This window comes from Methylomonas sp. EFPC3 (genome assembly GCF_029643245.1).
Lineage (GTDB): Bacteria > Pseudomonadota > Gammaproteobacteria > Methylococcales > Methylomonadaceae > Methylomonas > Methylomonas koyamae_B.
The window spans coordinates 3,820,379-3,839,429 of the sequence record NZ_CP116398.1 but is presented as its reverse complement, the minus strand read 5'-3'; the positions used below and the strand labels follow the sequence as shown (position 1 = coordinate 3,839,429).

Genomic DNA, 19,051 nt, shown 5'->3' with positions numbered 1-19,051 from the left:
AATATTTATTTTAGCCAATCCGTGCTAGCCAATAATCCGGTTTTCGATGCAAATGAGCTACGGCAACAACGATAATCGATTGACGGTCGATGCCGTACAAAACACCATAAGGAAAACGTTTTATCAGGCAGCGGCGAATTTCGGTATCGATTAAAACGTATGATTTAGGGAAGGCTGTGATACGGCGAATCGCTGCATCGAATTCAGACAAATATTGTTTTCCCAATCCGGATTGTTGCTGCTCGTACCACTGATATGCCTGGTCCAGTTCAGTTTCGGCGGCGGCGAGAAACTCGACGTTCATTTATATTTTTGCATGATCGAGTCATAGCTGACGCTAGACATTTTGCCGTCTTTATACGCTTGCCATCTTTTTTGGGCTTCATCGCGCCAAACCGCATCGATTTGGGGATCGGGCGTATCCAGATCTGCCAGTAACATTTCCGCCAGTTGCAGTTTTTCTAGTGGCATCAGTTGACTAAGTTGTTGATAAATTTCTTGAGTCGTCGACATTTAACAGCTCCAATAAATCAGCGATGACAGCTATCGTATGCGCTTGACTGCAGGCAACGCAAACTACGCATAGCCAATCCCCTGCAACGCCAGCTCCGCCCGCAGCCATTGCAGCCAATGGTCCATGCCTTCGCCGGTTTTGGCCGACAGTTGCAGCACCCGGATTTTGGGATTGACCTGCTTGGCGTAGCGGAGGCATTGCTCGACGTCGAAATCCAGATGCGGCAGCAGGTCGGTTTTGTTCAAAATCATCAAATCGGCGGCATGGAACATGTCCGGGTATTTGATCGGCTTGTCCTCGCCTTCGGTGACCGACAGGATCACCACCTTGTGCGCCTCGCCCAAGTCAAAGGCCGACGGGCAGACCAGGTTGCCGACGTTTTCGATGAACAGCAGGCTTCTTTCCGGCAGGTTCAGGCTTTCCAGGGCGTGGCCGACCCGGTGCGCGTCCAGATGGCAGCCCTTGCCGGTATTGATCTGCACGGCCGGCACGCCGGTGGCGCGGATGCGGTCGGCGTCGCGGGCGGTTTGCTGGTCGCCTTCGATCACGGCGATCGCCAATTCGCCCTGCAAGCGCTTGACGGTTTCCACCAGCAGCGTGGTTTTGCCGGAGCCCGGACTGGACACCAGGTTTAAGGCCAGGATGCCGCGCTCGCCAAAATAGCGCCGGTTGTCGGCGGCATAACGGTTATTGGCGGACAAAATATCCTGTTCGATCTGCACCATCCGCGCCGGCGTCAGGCCGGGCGCATGTGCGTGTTCCGGGCCATGGCGGTGTTCGTGGTGATGGTGGTGCTGGCTATGGCTGTGGGCATGCCCATGGTGATGTTCATGCCCGTCGCCATGTTGATGATCGTGTTCATGCGAGTGTTTCAGGCCCTCGCCGCAGCCGCAGACGCCGCACATTACTCTACCTCCAGTTCTTTGATTCGCATTTGGTCGCCGCCGACGATTTGCAGTTGATGGCTGCCGCAGCGCGGACACACATCGTACAACTGGCTAACGCCGACATTTTCCCCGCACGGCAAACACCAGGCCAGGCCGGGCAAGGCAATGATCTCCAAGCGGGCGCCGTCCGCCAACGAACCGCGCATCACCGCATCGAAGCAAAACCGCATTGCCTCCGGCTCGACGCCGGCCAAGGCACCGATTTCCAACCAGACCGTTTTCACCCGGCCGAAGCCCTGGGTCCGGGCTTCGCGTTCGATGATGTGCAAAACGCCTTCGCACAACGACATTTCATGCATGGGGTTTCCATCCGTCCTGTTTCGGAGCCGTTTCAGGCCGTTAAGTTTCGTCCAATGCCAAACGATACGGCACGCAGGGGTCGATCGCCTGTAGCCACCATGCCGTCTGCCGCCGCAAACTCTCCGGGTCCAGCGCCGTCAGTGCTCGCAAACCCTGCGCCAACACCGCGCCGGGCCGGCAATTCCATTCGGTCGGGGCGATCACCCGATAGTCGACCACCCGGCCGGCCGCAAATTCGACCCAATGCATCAATAAACCGCGAGCGGCTTCGACTCGGGCCAACCCGCCAGCGTCCGCGCCGAAGGCATCGGCCATCCGTGGCGGCGGCTCGCCCACGGCAACATAATCCACTAATTTCGCCACTTCCGTTAACACCGCAACGAAGCGTGCCAACAAGCCGTTACCGTAGCGAGCCAGCAATTCGGCCAGTAGCGGATGACGGCGTTGCCGGCTTAACGGCGTCGATTCGCAACAGACACCCTGCCAATCCGGCTCCCGGCCGAACCGATCCAAATCGCGCGCCGCCAAATACTCGAACCACTCGCCGCTGGCCAGCTCCGGTAGCCAGGCCGGCTCGGTGCGCCCCAGCACAAGCCAGTCCCAGCGATACAACGCGCCGATCACGGCGGCGGCTATGCAATTTTGCCCGACCAGCCAAGCCAGCAAATCCGCTTCGCTGGCAAGCTGGCGCCAGCCGGTCAGATTCTCGCCGAAAACGGCGTGGTCCAGCAAAGCGAGCAGTTCGGCGCGAATGCGGTCGACAGCGAACCGATTGCCCGGCAACCCGCTTGCGGCATTCACCGCTTCAGCGTCGTCAAGCAAAGCAGACTTATATTGTCGGTCCAACCCCATCAGCGCCGCCAACGCGGCTTTATCCGGCGGTCGGCCGACCAAAGCCGGCCAGTCCAGCAAGATGCGCCAACAATGCTCGCGCAGACTCTCCAGCACGACCGACATGCGCAGGCCGGCGTCCGCCTCGGTTTCGCCGCCAAGGCCCAGCGCCGCCCGGCAAGCCAAAGAGGCCGCCAAGCTCTGGGCATTGCCGCAGAGGGTAAAAACCAGCGGCACGGTCGCCAGCACTTCTTCGGCGGTTTTCCCCAACAACACTTTTGCCGCGTCCGGCCGGGTCGAAACGATGCGCGGCGGCCGGCTGGCGCCTAGTTCGATAAGCAACTCGCCGGCCAGCGTCAATCAAGTGCCTCGCAAATTGCCGCGCAACAAATCGCGGCGGCTAACGTTACGCGGCGCCGGCACGGCCAAGACGCGGTTCAGGGCCGCTTCCGCCGCGGCAATCGCCGCGGCTTGGTCGGCAAACTCCAACATCGGCGAAAACAGCGAACATTGGCCGTAGCGCCCCAAAGCCGGTTCCGCCGCCAGCGTAAATTCGAAACTGCCGTAGGGCAGCTCGCGCGAGAACTTGGCTCCCAGCGGCAATTGCTGCCATGCGCTGTTCGGCCCCGGAAACACCATTAAATTCATCGACCACGGCGTCACCAAGACCCCAAGCCAGTCGTCGCCGGCACCACGAAACGGCAGCGCCTGCACCGACAACGCCGAATTCAGCAGCGGTACATCCTGCATCCGATCCGCCAGGATCGCATTGAACGCCTGTTCCAATCCCTGTTGGATCTCGTTGCCAGTGCGCCAGTGCACGCTCAGTCCTCAAGCAATAGAAAACCTTGCTTCGGCGCGCCGCATTCCGGGCAACACCAATAATCCGGCAAGGCGGCAAACGGCGTTGTCGGCGGAATTTGGCTCGATGGATCACCGGCAACCGGGTCGTACACATGCCAGCAAATCTTGCATTCCAATTTAGCGTCGGCCGGCAAGCGCGACGCGTCGCCGCCGTAAGCGCCGGCAAAAAAGCCCTCGCTCATGCGTAGACCGCCAATATTTCCTGCAAGCGTTGCGCACTGTCGGCAATGTCTTCCGCCGAAGCGCAGGCCACGCTGGGGATGTCGCTGACTTCCAGCGTATTTAAAATCAACGTGTCCTGCGAATTGAAATACTGCACCCACCAGACGCTCCGCGTCGCCGTGGCGCCGATCCGGCAGTTGCCGTAACCGCGCGACAAAATCGTCGTGGGGCCTCTGCCCAGGCGTTGCTCCAGCAGCGCCAAGTCCTGCTCGGTTTGCGGCAACAAGCTCAAGTTGATCACGTGCGGCTCGACGCCGGGCCGGTATTCGGCAATCTTGGCATTCAATTCGGCCAACAGCGGCAGCGCATTCATCACCCCTTCCGGCAAATCGTGGATGACCGTATCGATGCGGTCCGCAGCACCGGCGAAAGCGTTGTCGGTTAGCGCCTTCGGCATCACGCCGACCTCCAGCGCATCGGCGATCAAACGGTTTTGTCCGTCCAGACGCTGCTCCCGCCAAACGCCGGCCAGCACCGATTCCTGTACCCGCCAGCCATCTTCGCCCAGTGCGCTGACTTCGCCCTCGCCGAGCAATTCGTCGATAAAGCGACGGTTGGCATCGTCCAGTCCGATCAAATCAATAGGCCGACCGGTCTGTGGGAAATGTTGCAGGTCGTGCAGCAATTGGTCCGCTACCGCTTTGGCGGCGGCCAGCACCGGGCTAGTCAAATTGGCCGAAAGCTGCGGCATCCGATAGGTCGCCATTTCTTCCGGCATCGTCAAATAATCCAGCTCGGCGCCGTCTGCCTCGGCGGGTTGGGAGCCTTGGCCGAAAATTGGGAGGGGTATGCTGGTCATGTTTCGGTGGTTTGTTGAATTAAAGTTGTAGGCTGGATAAGTGAAATGCATCCGGCATTGAGTTATTGGTTTATTTGGAGTCGCTATCGCGAAGATGGTTTTAGATGTCGGTTTCACGAAAAACATCCCTGTTTTTCGCCCTTCGGGCCAGCCTATCGGCTGTTCAAATTCGTTCCAGACGAATTTGTGCGTAGCCCAAAGAAATTATTCAAAGAAGAGCCCCCCCGGACGCTCTTATTTCCTGCGCTCCTGGCTTTTGTCGACGGTCGGCAACGGACTCAAAACCATCCCGAAATTAAAAACGAATCTCGAAAATTGTAGGGTGGGCACATGCTTTTCGTGCCCACCATTGACCCAGGCTCATTTGCTTGTGATCCACGCTCCAACGCAAATGCCGACAACGCCTAATATCAAGATCATGGCGGAAACAACATAAGCTCTGGAAATAGCCTGACGCCGTTTTATAAACTCCTCGGAGCTTTCCACCATGAGTTCTTGCAATCGCTGCATTCTTTGTTGCGGTGTTTGTAGTGCTGATAGTTCCTCGACTAATTTTCTTGAAACGTTTTTTTCGAAAGTTGGCGCATCGGCATAGTCCGCATAACCTTTTGCAACTCCTTCAACTAAATGAGCGTCCTGTTTTGAAAGTGGCAAAGCCAGTGACAGTCCACCTGGTTCGATTTTATGAAATACTCGTAACCAACGAGGAAGCCGAGTCTGATAAAACGCTTTATTCATCGTTCCAATTTTCAGAAAGAACGCCTCATTTCCTTTTATTGTTACAGTCTGGAGAAAAATTTCATTCACATCACTCCAAGGAATGAAGCCAAACCGAAAATGCGCCAGGCCGCGTATATCCAGGCGAATAACCGGACGGCGGATCAATCGTTTTCCCGATGCAATTGATGCGATACTAAATAGTATGCCGCCAGACAGAAAACTTGAACCGGCGAACCAATTTGTTACTGGTACATTAGTAAGTAAATGAGCGCCAAAATAGATCGCACCCGAGCTCAAGATCAACAAAAATGCCAAGAATACAAATTGAGTCGGTTTTGCATAGAATTCGACGGGGTGCTTGTAATTCAACGCTGCCTTGATTCTTGCGTCTACACGTTGCCGCAATTTGAGTTCTTCGTCTTGAATACGTTTCTTATCCCAACGAAATAACAGCACCAATGCAGCGACGACCGATATGGCAAGAACACCATAGACGACACTAGCGTTAGTATTAGCTTCGTCCGTTGATTTCGCCAATAAAGCCAGAACAATCATGCCGGCCAATGTTGCTAGGATTACCAGAAATTGAATAACTGATTCCATTTCCTTTTGAGTTCTTAGGCTGGGGAGAGCAAAGCGAAAACCAACAATATAGGCCAAAGCTGGGTTTACACTGTCGTTCCAACCCAGCCTACCAAAAAACCTTTGCTACACACAATAACCGTTGGAGTGGGCTATTCCCGTTATTCCGCCCCGAGCATCGCAGCTCTTGTGCCCCGTGGGTATTTGGTGAGAATAGCCCGCAGGGGAGCGGCAGGGAGAGCCTGCCCCGCTTTTTCGGGCATGCCGCTCGTTTTCGGAGGGCTAGAGATGGCACTTCCGAAAACTCTCGCCAAAAGCGACAAATTTGCCTGGAGCAAATTTGAACAGCCGATAGGCTGGCCCGAAGGGCGAAAACCAGGGATGGTTTTCGTAGCGAAAGTATTTCGGCCGTCGGGCCGAGACCCGACTTTAAAACACCCGTCGCGACAGCGACACATTTACTCAACAAAACGCTGAAGCTAGAGCTTCCAAGACAACGGTTCCCAACCTGGAGGTTGGGAACTAGAAAAATTCAAATCAACAAGGCACGGGCTTTCTCGGCAACTACTTTGCCGGGAATAGATTGCACTTTGCCCGAGTCGAAATCAGCCACGCGCCGCGCCGACTCCTCGCCCCATAACCGCTCAAAATCAGCCTCAGAAACTTCCTCAAGGCTCAATAACAAACGCTGCGCCAAAGCGGCCCGGTCTTGAAGCGGTAAGGAAAATATTTCGGCTTCCAGTTGTGCGAGATTCATTTCGATACTCCCGAAAAATAACAACATGCCACCCCGTATCGGCGCAGCTTTATTAGTATACGTCCAAGCACCACCCCGTCGCGATAGCGACACCAAATTGTTAAAGAGCTGAAGCCTAGTGCCGGAAACGCTGGGCTTATTCCGACCTGCAGGCTTCGAAATGTTGGGTTACGCTCTAAAGAGCTTTTATGCCCCAGGGCAAACCCAACCGACACATTTTTAAATCAGGCATGCCCACCGCAAACCTTATCCAAATCAAACCCCGGCGGTTGGCTGGTCTCGGCGGCTAAAATCCGGGCAATGTCCCGACCGTATTCCGGCCAGTCGCGCAGGCCGGTGATGGCGCCCAGGTATTCGCCGTGACGCAGAAAGACCAGAGTCGGCCAGCCGGTGAAGCGGTAGCGGGCTTGCAGTTCGCGTTCGATGCTGCGGTCGACCAGCGCGCCTTGCAGCAAGCCGCGAAAAGCTTTCAGCAATTCGGGCAGAATCACGGCCAGATCGGCGCTTTCCGGGAACGCCGCCGGATCGCCGGCAAAGCACAACACCACATCGGCGTTGCCGTAAACGAAGTTGTCGTAATTGTCGGCGGTCAGAAGCGGCAGGCCGTGGCGGCTGTGCAGTTGGGCGATCAATCCACTCATGACCGTAAAAACTCCGGCAATTCGGGTTCGCGCTCGACCAGGTCGGCGAACAGGTGGTCGAAGTTGGTGTGGCCCTGCATCGCCAGCCGCATCGCTTCCAGAGCGTCGTCGATTTGCCGGGCTTTGTCGGCGCTGATGACTTCCCGGGCGGTGTCCAGAAACACCAGTAACCAGGCGCCGGGTTGTTGTTCGCCAACCAGCATGGTGTCGATACGGCTGAGTTGGCCGCGGTATTCGCACAAGGCCGACTCGGCGCCAGCCTCGACCACCCGCATCGGTATGCCGATACACATCAGTATTTCCCCCGGTAATCGACATCGATAGGTAGCGCGTCAGTCAGCGGTTGCGGCGGTCGGACCTCGAACGCGGCCGAGCGGACCACGCGCTCGTCTCCCAACCGGCAAGCGCTGTCGGCGTCGGGGCGTTCGGTTTCGTAACGGCCGATGTTCAGGATCGGATCGGCCAGCTCGACTTCGGTTGCCAGCGGTTCGGCCGTCACGCCGCAATCGGCCAGATAAGCCAACGCCAGTTCGATGGCCGGCTGGATTTGTGCTTTGACCTTGGACGTCAAACTGCCACCGTAGTCCTCGAGCTCTTCCGGCTGGACGCCGATCAGCAACAGACTTTCCGGATAAGCACCGAGCATTTGCGCCATCGCCAGCACCTCCTGAAAACCGGTCTGGTGCAGGCTCATTTTTTTGGCGCCAAGAAAGTTAGGCACGTCTTCGTCTTCGACCCGCTTCAACGTACCCGGCGCCAAACCGTAATCGACCGCATCGAACACCACCAGCACCTCGGCGTTTTGCACGTGTTCGATCAGATAGACGCCCTGAGTACCGCCGTCGACAACCTGCACCTGATCCGGGAAACGGTAATGTTTTTGCAAATGCTCCACCACCCGCACGCCAAAGCCCTCGTCGGCCCAGAGCAGGTTGCCGATGCCGAGCAGCAGAATACGTTTTCGTTCCGCACCGCTCATTCTGCGTCGTCAATCGGGTCGTTGTCTTTGAACGTGCGCCAGCCGGTCGCTATCGTCGACAGCATGCTTTGCCCGGACAGTTTTTCTTCGCGCACGGCGACGTAGACGTGAATCAGCACGAAACAGACGATGAACCACATCACCAAATGGTGCCAGGTATGCACGGTTTGACTGTCGCCGAACGCCGCCAGCACCCAACTGCTGAACCAGGTAAATTGCCAGCTCTGTTGGCCGGCGCCTTCGCCGTACAGGGCCAAGCCGGTTACGATCATGAACAGCAAACCCCAGACGAACAGATGCATGGCCAGAATCGCCAGCGGGTTATGGCCGATATAGTGGCGCGGGGCTTTGGCTATGAAAGCGTACCAGCGCAGCTCGTGCCAGACCCCGTCCCAGAAATGGGCTTTCCAGACCGGCGGCATGAAGATTTGCCGGGCATGTTCGTTGCCGGCGTAGGCCCAATAAATCCGGCCGACAAAGCCGACCGCCAGGATATAACCGGCAGCGAAATGGGCGAAACGGATATAGCCCATCAAGAAGTGTGCCGATGCTTCGCCGGTCGGCGAGGCCAACGGCTCGGCGATCAGGTAACCGGTCAATGCCAGGACCACGATAGCCAGTGCATTAATCCCATGCCAGAGTCTGACCGGCAGTTCGTAAACGTAGACCGCAGAGGCCGGTGCGCTCATTGCGGCCGCCCTCCGCGACGGGCGAACAGGGCCAGTCCGGCAATCACCGTCAATCCCAGCGCATACAAATAGGGCTGGCTGGCGCTGTCCATCGCCAAGTGTTCGAGCCGATGCGAGACGCTATCCAGATCGGGCCGGTTATGGGCTTGGGCCGCGCTTACCACCGAGCTCAAAACCATCGCTAACAGAAATTTGTTCATCGTATTCTCCGTACTGGGCGGCACCGGGATACGGAGCCGCCGGGAAATAGTAGGTCTAGCGTACTTTGACGCGCGTCAGTTCCTGGCCGTCCGGACTCATGACGTGGGTCGAACAGGCCAGACATGGATCGAAGCTGTGCAAGGTGCGCAAAATCTCGACCGGTTCTTCCGGACGCTCGACCTTGGTATTCATCAACGAAGCCTCGAACGCGCCGATATTGCCTTGCTCGTCGCGTGGCGAGCCGTTCCAGGTGGTCGGTACCACGCATTGGTAGTTGGCGATCTTGGTGTTTTCGATTTTCAGCCAATGGCCCAACGCGCCGCGCGGGGCTTCGGTAAAACCGACGCCCTTGACGCTGCTCGGCCAAGTATCCGGGTCCCAGCGCTCGACGTTGGCGGTGGCCAGGTCGCCGGCTTTGACGTTGGCGATCAGCTTATCCATGAAGTAACGCATCTTGCCGGCGGCCCATTGCGCTTCCAGACCACGGGCCGCGGTGCGGCCCAGCGTCGAGAACAGCGCGCTGACCGGCACGTCCAACGTTTTCAAGACAAAATTGATTTGCTCGGTGATCTCCTTATTGCCTTGGGCGTAGCCGATCACATAGCGGGCCAGCGGGCCGACTTCCATCGCATGGCCGTTCCAGCGCGGTGCCTTGATCCAGGAATATTTGGCCGATTCGTCCAGCTCCTGGATGTGGGTGCGATCGCCTTTGGTTTTAGCGCCGATTTTGTAGTTCGGTTCGGTGACGCCGTCCCAGGGATGCAGGCCAACCGCTTCGTCGGCGTACTTGTACCAGGAGTGCGGCACGAATTCCTGAATCTGCTTGGGATCGGTCAGATCGACTGCGTGGACCTTGCTCAGGTCGCCGTTGATGATCGCGCCGCGCGGCATCAGCAGATTGGCGGCCGAGTAGTCGTTGGCCTTATCCGGAATGTCGCCGTAGGAGAGCATGCTGGCGCCGGCCAAGCCGCCGCCGTAGAGCCAGCCCTTGTAGAACTGGGCGATGGCCAGCAAGTCCGGAATGTAGACTTGGTCGATAAAGGTGATGGTGCGGTCGATGATCGACGAAATCAGGTTCAAGCGTTCCATGTTGACCGCGCCGACCGCGCCGACGCCGTCGATATTGATCGCGCACGGCACGCCGCCGACCAGCCAGTTCGGATGCGGGTCCTTGCCGCCGAAGATGGTGCGGATTTTCATGATGTCTTTTTGAAAATCCAGCGCTTCCAGATAGTGGGTCACCGCCAGCAAATCGGCTTCCGGCGGCAACAAATAGGCCGGGTTACTCCAGTAGCCGTTTTTAAATGGGCCGAGCTGGCCGGATTCGACGAATTTTTTCAGCCGGTTTTGGGTGTCGCGGAAATAGCCGGGCGAGGATTTGGGATTGCTCGGCGAAATCTGTTGCTGCAACGCCGAGACCGCGACCGGATCGGCTTTCAAAGCGTTGACCGGGTTGACCCAATCCAGCGCGTGCAGATGATAGAAGTGCACCAAGTGATCGTGGGCCTGCAAACTCAATTGCATGATGTTGCGGATCGAGTTGGCGTTTTCCGGGATTTTGATTTTCAACGCATCCTCGACCGCGCGCACAGAGGTCAAGGCGTGGGTACCGGTGCAAACGCCGCAGATGCGCTGGACGAAGGCCCAGGCGTCGCGCGGGTCGCGGCCTTTCAAAATCACTTCCAGGCCGCGCCACATGGTGCCGCTGGACACCGCGTTGCGGATGATGTTTTCCTCGTCGATATTGACTTCGCAACGCATATGGCCTTCGATCCGGGTCACTGGATCGACCACCACGCGGCGGCCGGCGTCGTTCAGATGAAAACCGTTGGGGGTAGCAGTGACGGTCATGATTATTCGGCTCCGGGTTGTTTATCGGCTTGTTTGGCGCGGTTCAAGGCGGTCAGACCGGCATGGGCGGCGACGCCGGCGGTGACGATGCCGGCGGCGGTGCCGCCGACCATGTCGGCATTGGCTTCGATACCGAACTGGTTGATGCCGGTCAGGCGGTCGTAAAAACTGCCCTTATCCCAGAAACCGTCCTCGGAGCAGCCGATACAGCCGTGGCCGGACTGGATCGGAAACGAGGTGCCTTCGTTCCATTTCACCGTGGAGCAGGCGTTGTAAGTGGTCGGCCCCTTGCAGCCCATTTTGTACAGACAGTGACCCATCCGCGCCGCCTCGTCGTCCCATTGCTCGACGAACTGGCCGGCGTCGAAATGCGGCCTTCTATAGCATTTGTCGTGGATGCGCTGGCTATAAAACATCTGCGGCCGGCCTTGTTTGTCCAGGGTCGGCAATTTGTCGAAAGTCAGCAAATACGCCACCACCGCCGTCATCACTTCCGCAATCGGCGGGCAGCCAGGGACTTTGATGATGGGCTTGTCTGCCAAGCCCGGCACTTTGTGTACGGGTGTGGCGCGGGTTGGATTGGGTTTGGCAGCCTGCACGCAACCCCAGGAGGCGCAGGAGCCCCAGGAAATGATGGCTTTACAGCTTTCGGCGGCGTACTTGAGTTGCTCGACAAACGGCTTGCCGCCGATGATGCAGTACATGCCGTCCTCGGCCAGCGGCGGATTACCTTCCACGGCCAGGATGTAATTGCCTTTGTATTTTTCGACGATTTCATCGACGATGGCCTCGGCCTGATGGCCGGCGGATGCCATGATGGTGTCGTCGTAGTCCAGGGATAGCATCGACAGAATCACGTCTTTAGCCAGCGGATGGCCGGAACGGATGAAGGATTCCGAGCAACAGGTACACTCCAGACCATGCAGCCACAACACCGGAATCCGCGGCTTGGTTTCCATCGCATGGGCGATTTTCGGCGCGAAGGCCGGGCTCAAACCCAGCGAGGCGGCGGTCAGGCTGCAAAACTTCAAGAAGCTGCGGCGGGTGATGCCCTGCCGGCGCATCACATCGTAAAAGGTTTCGATCATGGACACTCCCGGCACGGCGCAGCCCGGAGTCATGTGCGGCCCAGTCGCGCGTGTTTATGCCGTTACTCAGTTTATTATTATGGAGACGGCAGCGCCGCCTCGGCCCGCAGAGAAAGAGCAACATCCATGCCGACGCATCGGCCCGGCCAAAACCCTGTGAATCGTAAGAAAATATGCCGCGGACGCGCCTTATGCGTGTCGGCTATGTTACAAACTCGACAATAACCACAACGATTTGCCGCAAAGCAAACAATACCGACCGCGACCCGCTGGCGGATAAATCGGCCGAACCGGACAGGAGAGTTTTATGACGACGCGGATTTTGATACTGACCTTCATCGCCTTGAGCGGCAGCCAGACGGGATGGGCCGACTGGGACCCGGAATTGGAGGCCAAAGCAGCCGCCGAGCAAGCCAGACAACAGCAAGCGCAAAAAATGCCGGATGCCGCCAAGGCGGAGCCGGAGGTGATGGACGACAAACGCAAGGCGTTTGGCGTGGCGGCGCAGGGCAAGACAGACGCCGAAGTCGACCGGCTCTACCAAGCCCAAATCCGGCAAAACCAAGAAGAAACGGAACGATTATCGGCGGAAACCCGCGCGCTATTGAGTAGCGGTCAGGGCGCCGCGGCGGTGAAGCAAATCACCGGTAAAACCTTGCAGGAATTGGAAAACATGTCCGAGGCCGAAGCCGAAGCGCTGGCACGAGAGCTGGAGAAAAAATACGGCCAATAAAACGCGGAGCGTCAACCGGCGCTGCCAATATTGCGGCGCCGCAGCCTTGCAGTGCGACAGCTATTCGCCGTCGATTTCCTGCTCCAATAAGGTCCGCAGGCCGGCCGGCATTTCCAGGGTCTCCATGTCCCAGCCTTCCAGTTCCAAGACGTCTTTCAGGCACTGCTCCATGATCCGGTGCGCTTGCTCGCTGGCTTCGGCGATGCGGGCGTGGACCTTGGTTTGCACCTCGCTCCGACTGCGGTCGGCGCAATTGGCCTGGTAATCGAACAGGTGACGCAAACTGTCGATCTGTACGCCGACCTGGGACGGGCAGGAACACAAATACAGGATGGATTGGACGTTGATGCGTTGCAGTTGAGCTTTGCTAAATTGGGTTTCCAGTTTCATACGGAGGGCTCTGGTATCGGTATTGTTATAGTTATCTAAGCGCCACTCCTGGCTAGAATCCGCCGGCCCGTTCCGTCACGGCTCGGCCGGCATAGGCTATCAAGGCCACCGCCGCTTAGCAATCACTGCCGCTTGATTTTAAACAGGTGGCCGTCGTAGTTGACGACGATGCCGTCTTCCATGATCTGTTTCAACTCCAGCCGGTCTTTGATCATCTGGCCCGGCACGTATTTGACCATATCGATCATGACGAAGCGTTCGGCCGGGACCGGCGAATAACTGTAGACGTTGATCGGCAAGGCGGGCAAGGACTGGCGTACGTCCGCCGGCAGGTCTTCCAGCGCCTGCAACGCGGGTTTAGCCGGCAGCGGGGCCGCCGCTGGGACCGGCTCGGTAACTGTCTCGCGGATTGGCGGGGCGGCCTGGGCGGCAGGGCTGGGGACGCCAGGCTCCGGCAACGGCTTGGCGGCAACGACCGGATCGGGCGGCGGCTGAACTGCAGCCGGTTTGACCGGCTCGAGCGGCGGCTTCTTGGCCTCGACCGGTTTAACGGCCGCAACCGCAGCCGTAGCGGCAACATGGGCCGGCTCCGGCTTGGCCTTGGGCGTAGGCTTCGCCGGCAACGGCAGCCGGTCGGCCGGGTCGGGCCGGTTCGATTCCGCGAGCGGCTGCGGCGGCATCTGAATCGACGCGACCGGCGGCGGGGTGTCGTGCGCGGCCATCCGCGGTGCGATGCCGAGAAAATAGGCCAGAATTGCCGCATTTACGGCCAATAATGCCGCGATGATTTTGGCCGCCGCTTGCCGCTCCGGCGCCTGTTGCAGCACGATTCGGCTGGCCACCGTATCCGGTTGGCTGGCTTGCCGCTCCCGTTCCGATTTGCGCAATGCGTTCAGGATGTAAGACATGTCTAAAACCCTAGTGCCGGCCGGCCTGCAAATGTGGCGAATCGGCGGCGCCGGTTAAATTATCGAGTTCGATCAAAGTTTTGGCGCCGGCGACACCGTCGGCAGCCAAACCCTGTCGGCGCTGAAATTGGATCACCTGCTGTTTTAGCGTCACATCGAAAGAATCGGGCGCGGTCTCGGCCGGCGGCAAAACCATGACTTGCCCCAACTTCTCCCGCAACCACAATACCTCGGCCGACTTCTGCCCCACGCCAATATCGGCGGCGCCAAGGCGCGGCGAACGCCACAATAACAGATAATTCCCGCCCCAAGCCGCCAGCACATCCGCCAATGGAAAATGCATCGTAGCGCCGGACTGGACCAAGGCCTGGTCTTGCTCGACACCTTGAATCGGCAAGAAACGCTTGCGGCCCTGGCTGTCGACAAACTCCAGCAGTACCGGCCGATCCAGACCGAGGACATCCTTCCAATTGCCTTTGCCGGCCAGGCAATGCAGCCCTGATACGGCCACCAGCTGATGGCAGTCAGTCAACCCCTCGGCCGGCAGAGGCACGCCCCAAACTCGCAACAATTCGCCCAGTGCGGCCTCGAACGCCGGTGCCGAGTGCTCCAGCCAATCGCGAAATGCCGGACTTTCCGGTTGGGCGGCAAGCGGTTGCGGCGCAGCCGCTGCTGGAATAGCTAACGGTTTTACCGGCGGTATCGCCGGCAAGCCGTGACGCCAGGCATAAAACCCCGCCATACCGGCCAGCAAAACGAGGCTGGCCGCAATCGACACAGAAAGTCGCGACAGCCAACGCCCTACCCCCAGCGTTTCCCGCGCCGAGCGGTTAACGATGGCCGGCGTAATCCGCCCGGTGTTGGTAGCATAGGCGCCGAGCAAGGCTCTATCGCACAAGATATTGATCAGCCGCGGCACGCCGGCCGAATAGCGGTAGATCAGACGAATCGCGGCGGCGCTGAACAGGCGGTGGCTGCCGTGGCAAACCCGCAACCGGTGTTGAATATAAGCTTTGGTTTCGTCGAACGACAGCGGCAACAGATGGTAGCGGGCGGTGATGCGCTGGTTGAGCTGGCGTAACTCACAGCGCGCCAGCATCGCGTTCAGCTCCGGCTGGCCGACCAGAATGATTTGCAGCAATTTGGCCTTGCTGGTTTCCAGATTGGTCAGCAGCCGAATCTGCTCCAACACTTCCAGGCTCAGATTTTGGGCTTCGTCGATCAACAACACGGTGCGGCGGCCTTTGGCGTAGGCCGCCAGCAGATAGCGGTTAATCGCATCGATCAGGCTTTTCGCCGTCATCGCCTCGTGGGCTATGCCCAATTCGTCGCAAATCGTCGCCAACAGTTCGATGGCGTTCAACTTGGGATTCAAGATCAAGGCGATATCGATATTTTTCCGGCAATTGTTGCAGCAGGCAATGGCACAACGTGGTCTTGCCGGTGCCGACCTCGCCGGTCAACGCGACGAAGCCGCCGCCGCGGTCGATGCCGTACAGCAGATGCGCCAAGCCCTCCTGATGCCGCTCGCTCATATACATGAAATGCGGATCGGGCGAGATCGAAAACGGCGCTTCGCTGAAGTTGAAGTATTGTTGGTACAAGGTAATGGCGATCCCAAAGAAAACTTGGCAGATGCTGATTTAAAGCCGGGCGAAGTGCAGTTAAAAGCTGGTACGTCCTGCAAACGGCCAGCGAACCCTCTCGATCACGGCAGCCCCTTTTTTAATTCAGCAACCACGCTGGCGGAAATCCGGTAACCGGCTTGATTGAGCTGGGTAACCGCTGCCTCGGCGTTATCGAGCAAGCCTTTACGCTGTCCCGCAAACAATACAGCCGCGGTGCCAACGATGTCCAAATGCATGCGTAAAGCCTGCTTGCGCGCCAGACCGTCATCCAAAATCAGCAGTGATTTGCCCGACCGCTGTAAAGCCAACTCGATACTGGACTGTTCGCCCGGTCCCAGGCTTTTGGATAATTTGTGTTTAGGTTCCGGGTTGGCGACACATTGCACCCAAGCCGTGGCCAATGCCTGCCGAATCAGCAGGCCATCCCGGGTAAGATTGCAAAGGCATTCGTCGGCCACCGCTTGCGTGACGGTGATTTGGTGGAACAACGCCGGCAGTAGCGGCAATTGGCCGATCTTGGCCAGCGCGATCAACGGGCCGGCATCGGCGATTACGACAGCCACGAATCCAGGGTCTGCATTTCCTTGCCGGTTTGCTGATCGGCCTCCACCAAATCGATATCCAACTGAGTCAGATGCTCGATAAACTCGGACAAACTCAAGCCGCTGACTTGCGCGGCGGCGCCCAAGGACAACACCCGGTCCTTGAACAAACTCGCCGCCAAAGCGGGTTTGAGCTGTTCGTTAATATCGCCCAGCGACGTTTTTAAATTAAAGAGTAACGCATTCGGCTGATTACCTTTCAAAATCAACACCGGCTCCTGCTCGGCATGGCGCAAAGCTTCCGACGGATTTTTTTTCAAATTCCTGACATTGGTGGCGTACACGGCGCTACTCCCGATTAAAACCCGGAGTGTAGTCCACACTCCGGGCCAACGCAATTCGGTTTAGGGTTATACCCAAGCAGACTCGGTGCTTACGCGCAGATGCTTCGCTACAGTCCTGAAACCTTAGGGCCAAAGCCAATCGTCGGCCTCCGGCAAATCCACACCATGCTCGTAGGCGTAATGCCGGCATTCGATCTGCTTGTCGCGCATCTTCTCCTTGACGTGGGCGCCGGCGACTTTCAAGCCGGGCAAGCGGTCGATCGCATCGATCACCAGACTGAAACGGTCGATTTCGTTTTGAATCGCCAACTCCAGCGGCGTGTTGATGCTGCCTTTTTCCTTGTAGCCGCGCACGTGCAGATTTTTATGGTTGGTGCGGCGGTAGGCCAAGCGGTGGATCAGCCACGGGTAACCGTGGAAGTTGAACAGAATCGGTTTGTCCAGCGTGAACAGGCTGTCAAAATCCTTATCGCTCAAACCGTGCGGATGCTCGCTGGTCGGCGTCAGTTTGTACAAATCGACGACGTTGACGAAGCGGACTTTCAGTTCTGGAAAGTGTTCGCGCAGGATCACGGTCGCGGCCAGTGCTTCCTTGGTCGGGATGTCGCCGGCGCTGGCCATCACCAAATCCGGCTCGGCGCCGGCATCGTTGCTGGCCCAGTCCCAAATGCCGATGCCTTTGGTGCAGTGTTTGATTGCCGCCTCGATATCGAGATATTGCAGGTGCTTTTGTTTGTCGGAAACGATGACGTTGACGTAGTTGCTGCTACGCAGGCAATGGTCGGCGACGGCCAACAGGCAGTTGACGTCCGGCGGCAAGTAAATGCGGGTGACCGCCGGGCTTTTGTTGACCACCACGTCCAGAAAACCGGGATCCTGGTGGGTAAAACCGTTGTGGTCCTGGCGCCAGACCGTCGAGGTGATCAACAAATTCAACGACGACACCGGCGCCCGCCAGGAGACCGCTTGCATCATCGCCAGCCATTTGGCGTGCTGATTGAACATCGAATCGATGACGTGGACGAAAGCTTCGTAAGTCGAGAAAAAACCGTGGCGGCCGGTTAAAAGATAGCCTTCCAGCCAGCCTTCCAGCGTGTGTTCCGACAGCATTTCCATGACCCGGCCATCGACAGACAGCTCGCCACCGTCGGCATCTTCCGGCAGGAAGTCGGCCAGCCAGGTTTTCTTGCTGGCGGCGTAAATCGCATCCAGTTTGTTGGAGCTATTCTCGTCCGGGCCGAACACGCGGAAGTTGGCCATATTGTCGGCCATGATGTCGCGCAGGAACTGGCCGAGCGGCCGGGTGTTTTCGGCGCTGATTTTGCCGGGACCGGGCAAGACCGCGGCGTAATCGCGAAAATCCGGCATCCGCAGTTCCCGGCGCAACACGCCACCGTTGGCGTGGGGCGTCGCGCTCATCCGGCGCTGGCCTTGCGGGGCCAGGGCTTTCAGCTCGGGAAGCAAGCGGCCGTCGGCGTCGAACAATTCTTCCGGTTTGTAGCTGCGCAGCCAGTCTTCCAGTTGTTGTAACTGCGCCGAATTTTCCCGGACCGAGGCCATCGGCACCTGGTGGGCGCGCCAGAAACCTTCGACTTTACGACCATCGACGAACTTGGGCCCAGTCCAGCCTTTCGGCGAACGCAGCACGATCATCGGCCAGCGCGGCCGCGTCACGTCGTCGCCGTTGCGAGCCGCCTGCTGTATCTTGCGGATTTCCAGTAAACAAGCGTCCAGCGTCTCGGCCATTTTCCGGTGCATCGCCAGCGGCTCGTCGCCTTCGACGAAATACGGCGTCCAGCCGTAGCCTTTGAACAAATCCTCCAGCTCTTGATGGGAGATACGCGACAACAGGGTCGGATTGTTGATCTTGTAACCGTTCAGATGCAGGATCGGCAACACCGCACCGTCGCGGGCCGGATTCAGATATTTGTTGGAATGCCAGGACGTCGCCAGCGCGGCGGTCTCGGCCTCGCCGTCGCCGACTACCGCCGCGACCAGCAAATCCGGATTGTCGAAGGCTGCGCCGAAGGCGTGGGAAATGCTGTAACCCAGCTCGCCGCCCTCATGGATCGAACCCGGCGTTTCCGGCGTGCAATGGCTGCCAATGCCGCCCGGAAACGAGAACTCTTTGAAGAACTGGCGCATGCCCTCTTCGTCCTCGCCCTTATTCGGGTAGATCTCGCTGTAGCTGCCTTCCAGATAGGCCGGCGCCAATACGCCGGGCGCGCCGTGGCCTGGACCGGCGATGAACAATACGCTCTGGTCGTATTGTTTGATGATCCGATTCAAATGCACATAGGCAAAACTCAGACCGGGGCTGGAGCCCCAATGGCCGAGCAGACGGCGTTTGATGTGTTCGGGCTGCAAGGGTTCGCGCAGCAACGGATTGTCGCGCAGGTAAATCATGCCGGCGGCCAGGTAATTACAGGCCCGCCAGTAGGCGTCTATCTGTTGCAATTCGTGCTCGGAAACTGGAGTGGTCTTATTCATCGCGGCCTCACCGTTGGGTTAAAAATCCGCC

At 58.2% G+C, this 19,051-nt stretch carries 25 protein-coding genes; 1 reads left to right on the top strand and 24 read right to left on the bottom strand.

Translation table 11 applies throughout. The features are described 5' to 3' along the window. Positions 1 to 10 precede the first annotated feature (10 nt). The 17 genes from PL263_RS17390 to PL263_RS17310 all read right to left on the bottom strand — a co-directional run bounded on the left by PL263_RS17390 (position 11) and on the right by PL263_RS17310 (position 11,985). Positions 11 to 304 carry a type II toxin-antitoxin system RelE/ParE family toxin gene (locus PL263_RS17390; protein ID WP_278210546.1) on the bottom strand — a complete coding sequence of 98 codons (294 nt, stop codon included), beginning with the start codon at positions 302 to 304 and terminating at the stop codon, positions 11 to 13. Then, positions 301 to 513: an addiction module protein gene (locus PL263_RS17385; protein WP_278210545.1), complete on the bottom strand. Its 213-nt coding sequence runs from the start codon at positions 511 to 513 to the stop codon at positions 301 to 303. Before PL263_RS17385 ends, PL263_RS17390 begins: the two co-directional genes overlap by 4 nt. Positions 514 to 576: 63 nt before the next feature. Beyond that, positions 577 to 1,419 carry a hydrogenase nickel incorporation protein HypB gene (gene hypB / locus PL263_RS17380; protein WP_278210544.1) on the bottom strand — a complete coding sequence of 281 codons (843 nt, stop codon included), beginning with the start codon at positions 1,417 to 1,419 and terminating at the stop codon, positions 577 to 579. Next, complete coding sequence (gene hypA, locus PL263_RS17375) at positions 1,419 to 1,760, bottom strand: hydrogenase maturation nickel metallochaperone HypA (RefSeq protein WP_278210543.1); 342 nt, start codon at positions 1,758 to 1,760, stop codon at positions 1,419 to 1,421. Before hypA ends, hypB begins: the two co-directional genes overlap by 1 nt. Positions 1,761 to 1,800: 40 nt before the next feature. Continuing rightward, on the bottom strand, positions 1,801 to 2,934 hold the full coding sequence (locus PL263_RS17370) for a nickel-dependent hydrogenase large subunit (protein ID WP_278210542.1): 1,134 nt from the start codon (positions 2,932 to 2,934) through the stop codon (positions 1,801 to 1,803). 18 nt (positions 2,935 to 2,952) lie between these two features. Further along, on the bottom strand, positions 2,953 to 3,414 hold the full coding sequence (hybE, locus tag PL263_RS17365) for a [NiFe]-hydrogenase assembly chaperone HybE (RefSeq protein WP_278210541.1): 462 nt from the start codon (positions 3,412 to 3,414) through the stop codon (positions 2,953 to 2,955). A 2-nt stretch (positions 3,415 to 3,416) separates the two neighbouring features. Next, the gene (locus tag PL263_RS17360; RefSeq protein ID WP_140911508.1) at positions 3,417 to 3,638 is read right to left on the bottom strand and encodes a rubredoxin; all 222 of its coding nucleotides are present in this window, start codon (positions 3,636 to 3,638) and stop codon (positions 3,417 to 3,419) included. Beyond that, a complete protein-coding gene (locus PL263_RS17355) occupies positions 3,635 to 4,477 on the bottom strand; it encodes a hydrogenase expression/formation protein (protein WP_278210540.1) in 843 nt (280 codons plus the stop codon). Before PL263_RS17355 ends, PL263_RS17360 begins: the two co-directional genes overlap by 4 nt. A gap of 360 nt (positions 4,478 to 4,837) precedes the next feature. Further along, positions 4,838 to 5,800, bottom strand: a complete 963-nt coding sequence (locus PL263_RS17350; RefSeq protein ID WP_278210539.1) for a hypothetical protein — start codon at positions 5,798 to 5,800, stop codon at positions 4,838 to 4,840. 511 nt (positions 5,801 to 6,311) lie between these two features. Continuing rightward, on the bottom strand, positions 6,312 to 6,563 hold the full coding sequence (locus tag PL263_RS17345; protein WP_278210538.1) for an addiction module protein: 252 nt from the start codon (positions 6,561 to 6,563) through the stop codon (positions 6,312 to 6,314). A gap of 197 nt (positions 6,564 to 6,760) precedes the next feature. Next, the gene (locus tag PL263_RS17340; RefSeq protein ID WP_278210537.1) at positions 6,761 to 7,177 is read right to left on the bottom strand and encodes a hydrogenase; all 417 of its coding nucleotides are present in this window, start codon (positions 7,175 to 7,177) and stop codon (positions 6,761 to 6,763) included. Continuing rightward, positions 7,174 to 7,470 (bottom strand): HypC/HybG/HupF family hydrogenase formation chaperone, encoded by a 297-nt coding sequence (gene hypC, locus PL263_RS17335; RefSeq protein WP_278210536.1) that lies wholly within the window; start codon positions 7,468 to 7,470, stop codon positions 7,174 to 7,176. Before hypC ends, PL263_RS17340 begins: the two co-directional genes overlap by 4 nt. Next, complete coding sequence (locus tag PL263_RS17330; RefSeq protein ID WP_278210535.1) at positions 7,470 to 8,156, bottom strand: HyaD/HybD family hydrogenase maturation endopeptidase; 687 nt, start codon at positions 8,154 to 8,156, stop codon at positions 7,470 to 7,472. The genes hypC and PL263_RS17330 overlap by 1 nt, the downstream gene beginning before the upstream one ends. Next, positions 8,153 to 8,845 carry a Ni/Fe-hydrogenase, b-type cytochrome subunit gene (gene cybH / locus PL263_RS17325; RefSeq protein WP_278210534.1) on the bottom strand — a complete coding sequence of 231 codons (693 nt, stop codon included), beginning with the start codon at positions 8,843 to 8,845 and terminating at the stop codon, positions 8,153 to 8,155. Before cybH ends, PL263_RS17330 begins: the two co-directional genes overlap by 4 nt. Beyond that, the gene (locus PL263_RS17320; RefSeq protein WP_140911516.1) at positions 8,842 to 9,045 is read right to left on the bottom strand and encodes a hypothetical protein; all 204 of its coding nucleotides are present in this window, start codon (positions 9,043 to 9,045) and stop codon (positions 8,842 to 8,844) included. The genes cybH and PL263_RS17320 overlap by 4 nt, the downstream gene beginning before the upstream one ends. A gap of 55 nt (positions 9,046 to 9,100) precedes the next feature. After that, the gene (locus tag PL263_RS17315) at positions 9,101 to 10,897 is read right to left on the bottom strand and encodes a nickel-dependent hydrogenase large subunit (protein ID WP_278210533.1); all 1,797 of its coding nucleotides are present in this window, start codon (positions 10,895 to 10,897) and stop codon (positions 9,101 to 9,103) included. A gap of 2 nt (positions 10,898 to 10,899) precedes the next feature. Continuing rightward, entirely contained in the window at positions 10,900 to 11,985 is a 1,086-nt protein-coding gene (locus tag PL263_RS17310; RefSeq protein WP_278210532.1) for a hydrogenase small subunit, read from the bottom strand. Between the two features lie 307 nt (positions 11,986 to 12,292). On the opposite strand from PL263_RS17310, the gene PL263_RS17305 reads away from it, so the two are divergent. Further along, positions 12,293 to 12,718, top strand: a complete 426-nt coding sequence (locus tag PL263_RS17305; protein ID WP_278210531.1) for a hypothetical protein — start codon at positions 12,293 to 12,295, stop codon at positions 12,716 to 12,718. A 60-nt stretch (positions 12,719 to 12,778) separates the two neighbouring features. On the opposite strand, the gene PL263_RS17300 is transcribed toward PL263_RS17305, so the two are convergent. The 7 genes from PL263_RS17300 to PL263_RS17270 all read right to left on the bottom strand — a co-directional run bounded on the left by PL263_RS17300 (position 12,779) and on the right by PL263_RS17270 (position 19,020). After that, complete coding sequence (locus PL263_RS17300) at positions 12,779 to 13,108, bottom strand: hypothetical protein (RefSeq protein WP_278210530.1); 330 nt, start codon at positions 13,106 to 13,108, stop codon at positions 12,779 to 12,781. A gap of 122 nt (positions 13,109 to 13,230) precedes the next feature. Then, on the bottom strand, positions 13,231 to 14,016 hold the full coding sequence (locus PL263_RS17295) for a general secretion pathway protein GspB (protein WP_278210529.1): 786 nt from the start codon (positions 14,014 to 14,016) through the stop codon (positions 13,231 to 13,233). Positions 14,017 to 14,026: 10 nt separating this feature from the next. Beyond that, the gene (locus tag PL263_RS17290) at positions 14,027 to 15,397 is read right to left on the bottom strand and encodes an AAA family ATPase (RefSeq protein ID WP_278210528.1); all 1,371 of its coding nucleotides are present in this window, start codon (positions 15,395 to 15,397) and stop codon (positions 14,027 to 14,029) included. Next, the gene (locus tag PL263_RS17285; protein WP_278210527.1) at positions 15,288 to 15,551 is read right to left on the bottom strand and encodes an AAA family ATPase; all 264 of its coding nucleotides are present in this window, start codon (positions 15,549 to 15,551) and stop codon (positions 15,288 to 15,290) included. Before PL263_RS17285 ends, PL263_RS17290 begins: the two co-directional genes overlap by 110 nt. Positions 15,552 to 15,724: 173 nt before the next feature. Then, on the bottom strand, positions 15,725 to 16,207 hold the full coding sequence (locus PL263_RS17280) for a DUF3368 domain-containing protein (RefSeq protein ID WP_140914386.1): 483 nt from the start codon (positions 16,205 to 16,207) through the stop codon (positions 15,725 to 15,727). Then, the gene (locus PL263_RS17275; RefSeq protein WP_186289697.1) at positions 16,195 to 16,530 is read right to left on the bottom strand and encodes a UPF0175 family protein; all 336 of its coding nucleotides are present in this window, start codon (positions 16,528 to 16,530) and stop codon (positions 16,195 to 16,197) included. The genes PL263_RS17280 and PL263_RS17275 overlap by 13 nt, the downstream gene beginning before the upstream one ends. A gap of 123 nt (positions 16,531 to 16,653) precedes the next feature. Beyond that, a complete protein-coding gene (locus PL263_RS17270; protein WP_278210526.1) occupies positions 16,654 to 19,020 on the bottom strand; it encodes a phosphoketolase family protein in 2,367 nt (788 codons plus the stop codon). Positions 19,021 to 19,051: the final 31 nt, after the last annotated feature.

What these genes read in the sequence shown, in the direction of transcription:
- PL263_RS17390 (WP_278210546.1), bottom strand. Translation starts at nt 304, where the DNA reads ATGAACGTCGAGTTTCTCGCCGCCGCCGAAACTGAACTGGACCAGGCA.
- PL263_RS17385 (WP_278210545.1), bottom strand. Translation starts at nt 513, where the DNA reads ATGTCGACGACTCAAGAAATTTATCAACAACTTAGTCAACTGATGCCA.
- hypB (WP_278210544.1), bottom strand. Translation starts at nt 1,419, where the DNA reads ATGTGCGGCGTCTGCGGCTGCGGCGAGGGCCTGAAACACTCGCATGAA.
- hypA (WP_278210543.1), bottom strand. Translation starts at nt 1,760, where the DNA reads ATGCATGAAATGTCGTTGTGCGAAGGCGTTTTGCACATCATCGAACGC.
- PL263_RS17360 (WP_140911508.1), bottom strand. Translation starts at nt 3,638, where the DNA reads ATGAGCGAGGGCTTTTTTGCCGGCGCTTACGGCGGCGACGCGTCGCGC.
- PL263_RS17355 (WP_278210540.1), bottom strand. Translation starts at nt 4,477, where the DNA reads ATGACCAGCATACCCCTCCCAATTTTCGGCCAAGGCTCCCAACCCGCC.
- PL263_RS17350 (WP_278210539.1), bottom strand. Translation starts at nt 5,800, where the DNA reads ATGGAATCAGTTATTCAATTTCTGGTAATCCTAGCAACATTGGCCGGC.
- PL263_RS17345 (WP_278210538.1), bottom strand. Translation starts at nt 6,563, where the DNA reads ATGTTGTTATTTTTCGGGAGTATCGAAATGAATCTCGCACAACTGGAA.
- PL263_RS17340 (WP_278210537.1), bottom strand. Translation starts at nt 7,177, where the DNA reads ATGAGTGGATTGATCGCCCAACTGCACAGCCGCCACGGCCTGCCGCTT.
- hypC (WP_278210536.1), bottom strand. Translation starts at nt 7,470, where the DNA reads ATGTGTATCGGCATACCGATGCGGGTGGTCGAGGCTGGCGCCGAGTCG.
- PL263_RS17330 (WP_278210535.1), bottom strand. Translation starts at nt 8,156, where the DNA reads ATGAGCGGTGCGGAACGAAAACGTATTCTGCTGCTCGGCATCGGCAAC.
- cybH (WP_278210534.1), bottom strand. Translation starts at nt 8,845, where the DNA reads ATGAGCGCACCGGCCTCTGCGGTCTACGTTTACGAACTGCCGGTCAGA.
- PL263_RS17320 (WP_140911516.1), bottom strand. Translation starts at nt 9,045, where the DNA reads ATGAACAAATTTCTGTTAGCGATGGTTTTGAGCTCGGTGGTAAGCGCG.
- PL263_RS17315 (WP_278210533.1), bottom strand. Translation starts at nt 10,897, where the DNA reads ATGACCGTCACTGCTACCCCCAACGGTTTTCATCTGAACGACGCCGGC.
- PL263_RS17310 (WP_278210532.1), bottom strand. Translation starts at nt 11,985, where the DNA reads ATGATCGAAACCTTTTACGATGTGATGCGCCGGCAGGGCATCACCCGC.
- PL263_RS17305 (WP_278210531.1), top strand. Translation starts at nt 12,293, where the DNA reads ATGACGACGCGGATTTTGATACTGACCTTCATCGCCTTGAGCGGCAGC.
- PL263_RS17300 (WP_278210530.1), bottom strand. Translation starts at nt 13,108, where the DNA reads ATGAAACTGGAAACCCAATTTAGCAAAGCTCAACTGCAACGCATCAAC.
- PL263_RS17295 (WP_278210529.1), bottom strand. Translation starts at nt 14,016, where the DNA reads ATGTCTTACATCCTGAACGCATTGCGCAAATCGGAACGGGAGCGGCAA.
- PL263_RS17285 (WP_278210527.1), bottom strand. Translation starts at nt 15,551, where the DNA reads ATGAGCGAGCGGCATCAGGAGGGCTTGGCGCATCTGCTGTACGGCATC.
- PL263_RS17270 (WP_278210526.1), bottom strand. Translation starts at nt 19,020, where the DNA reads ATGAATAAGACCACTCCAGTTTCCGAGCACGAATTGCAACAGATAGAC.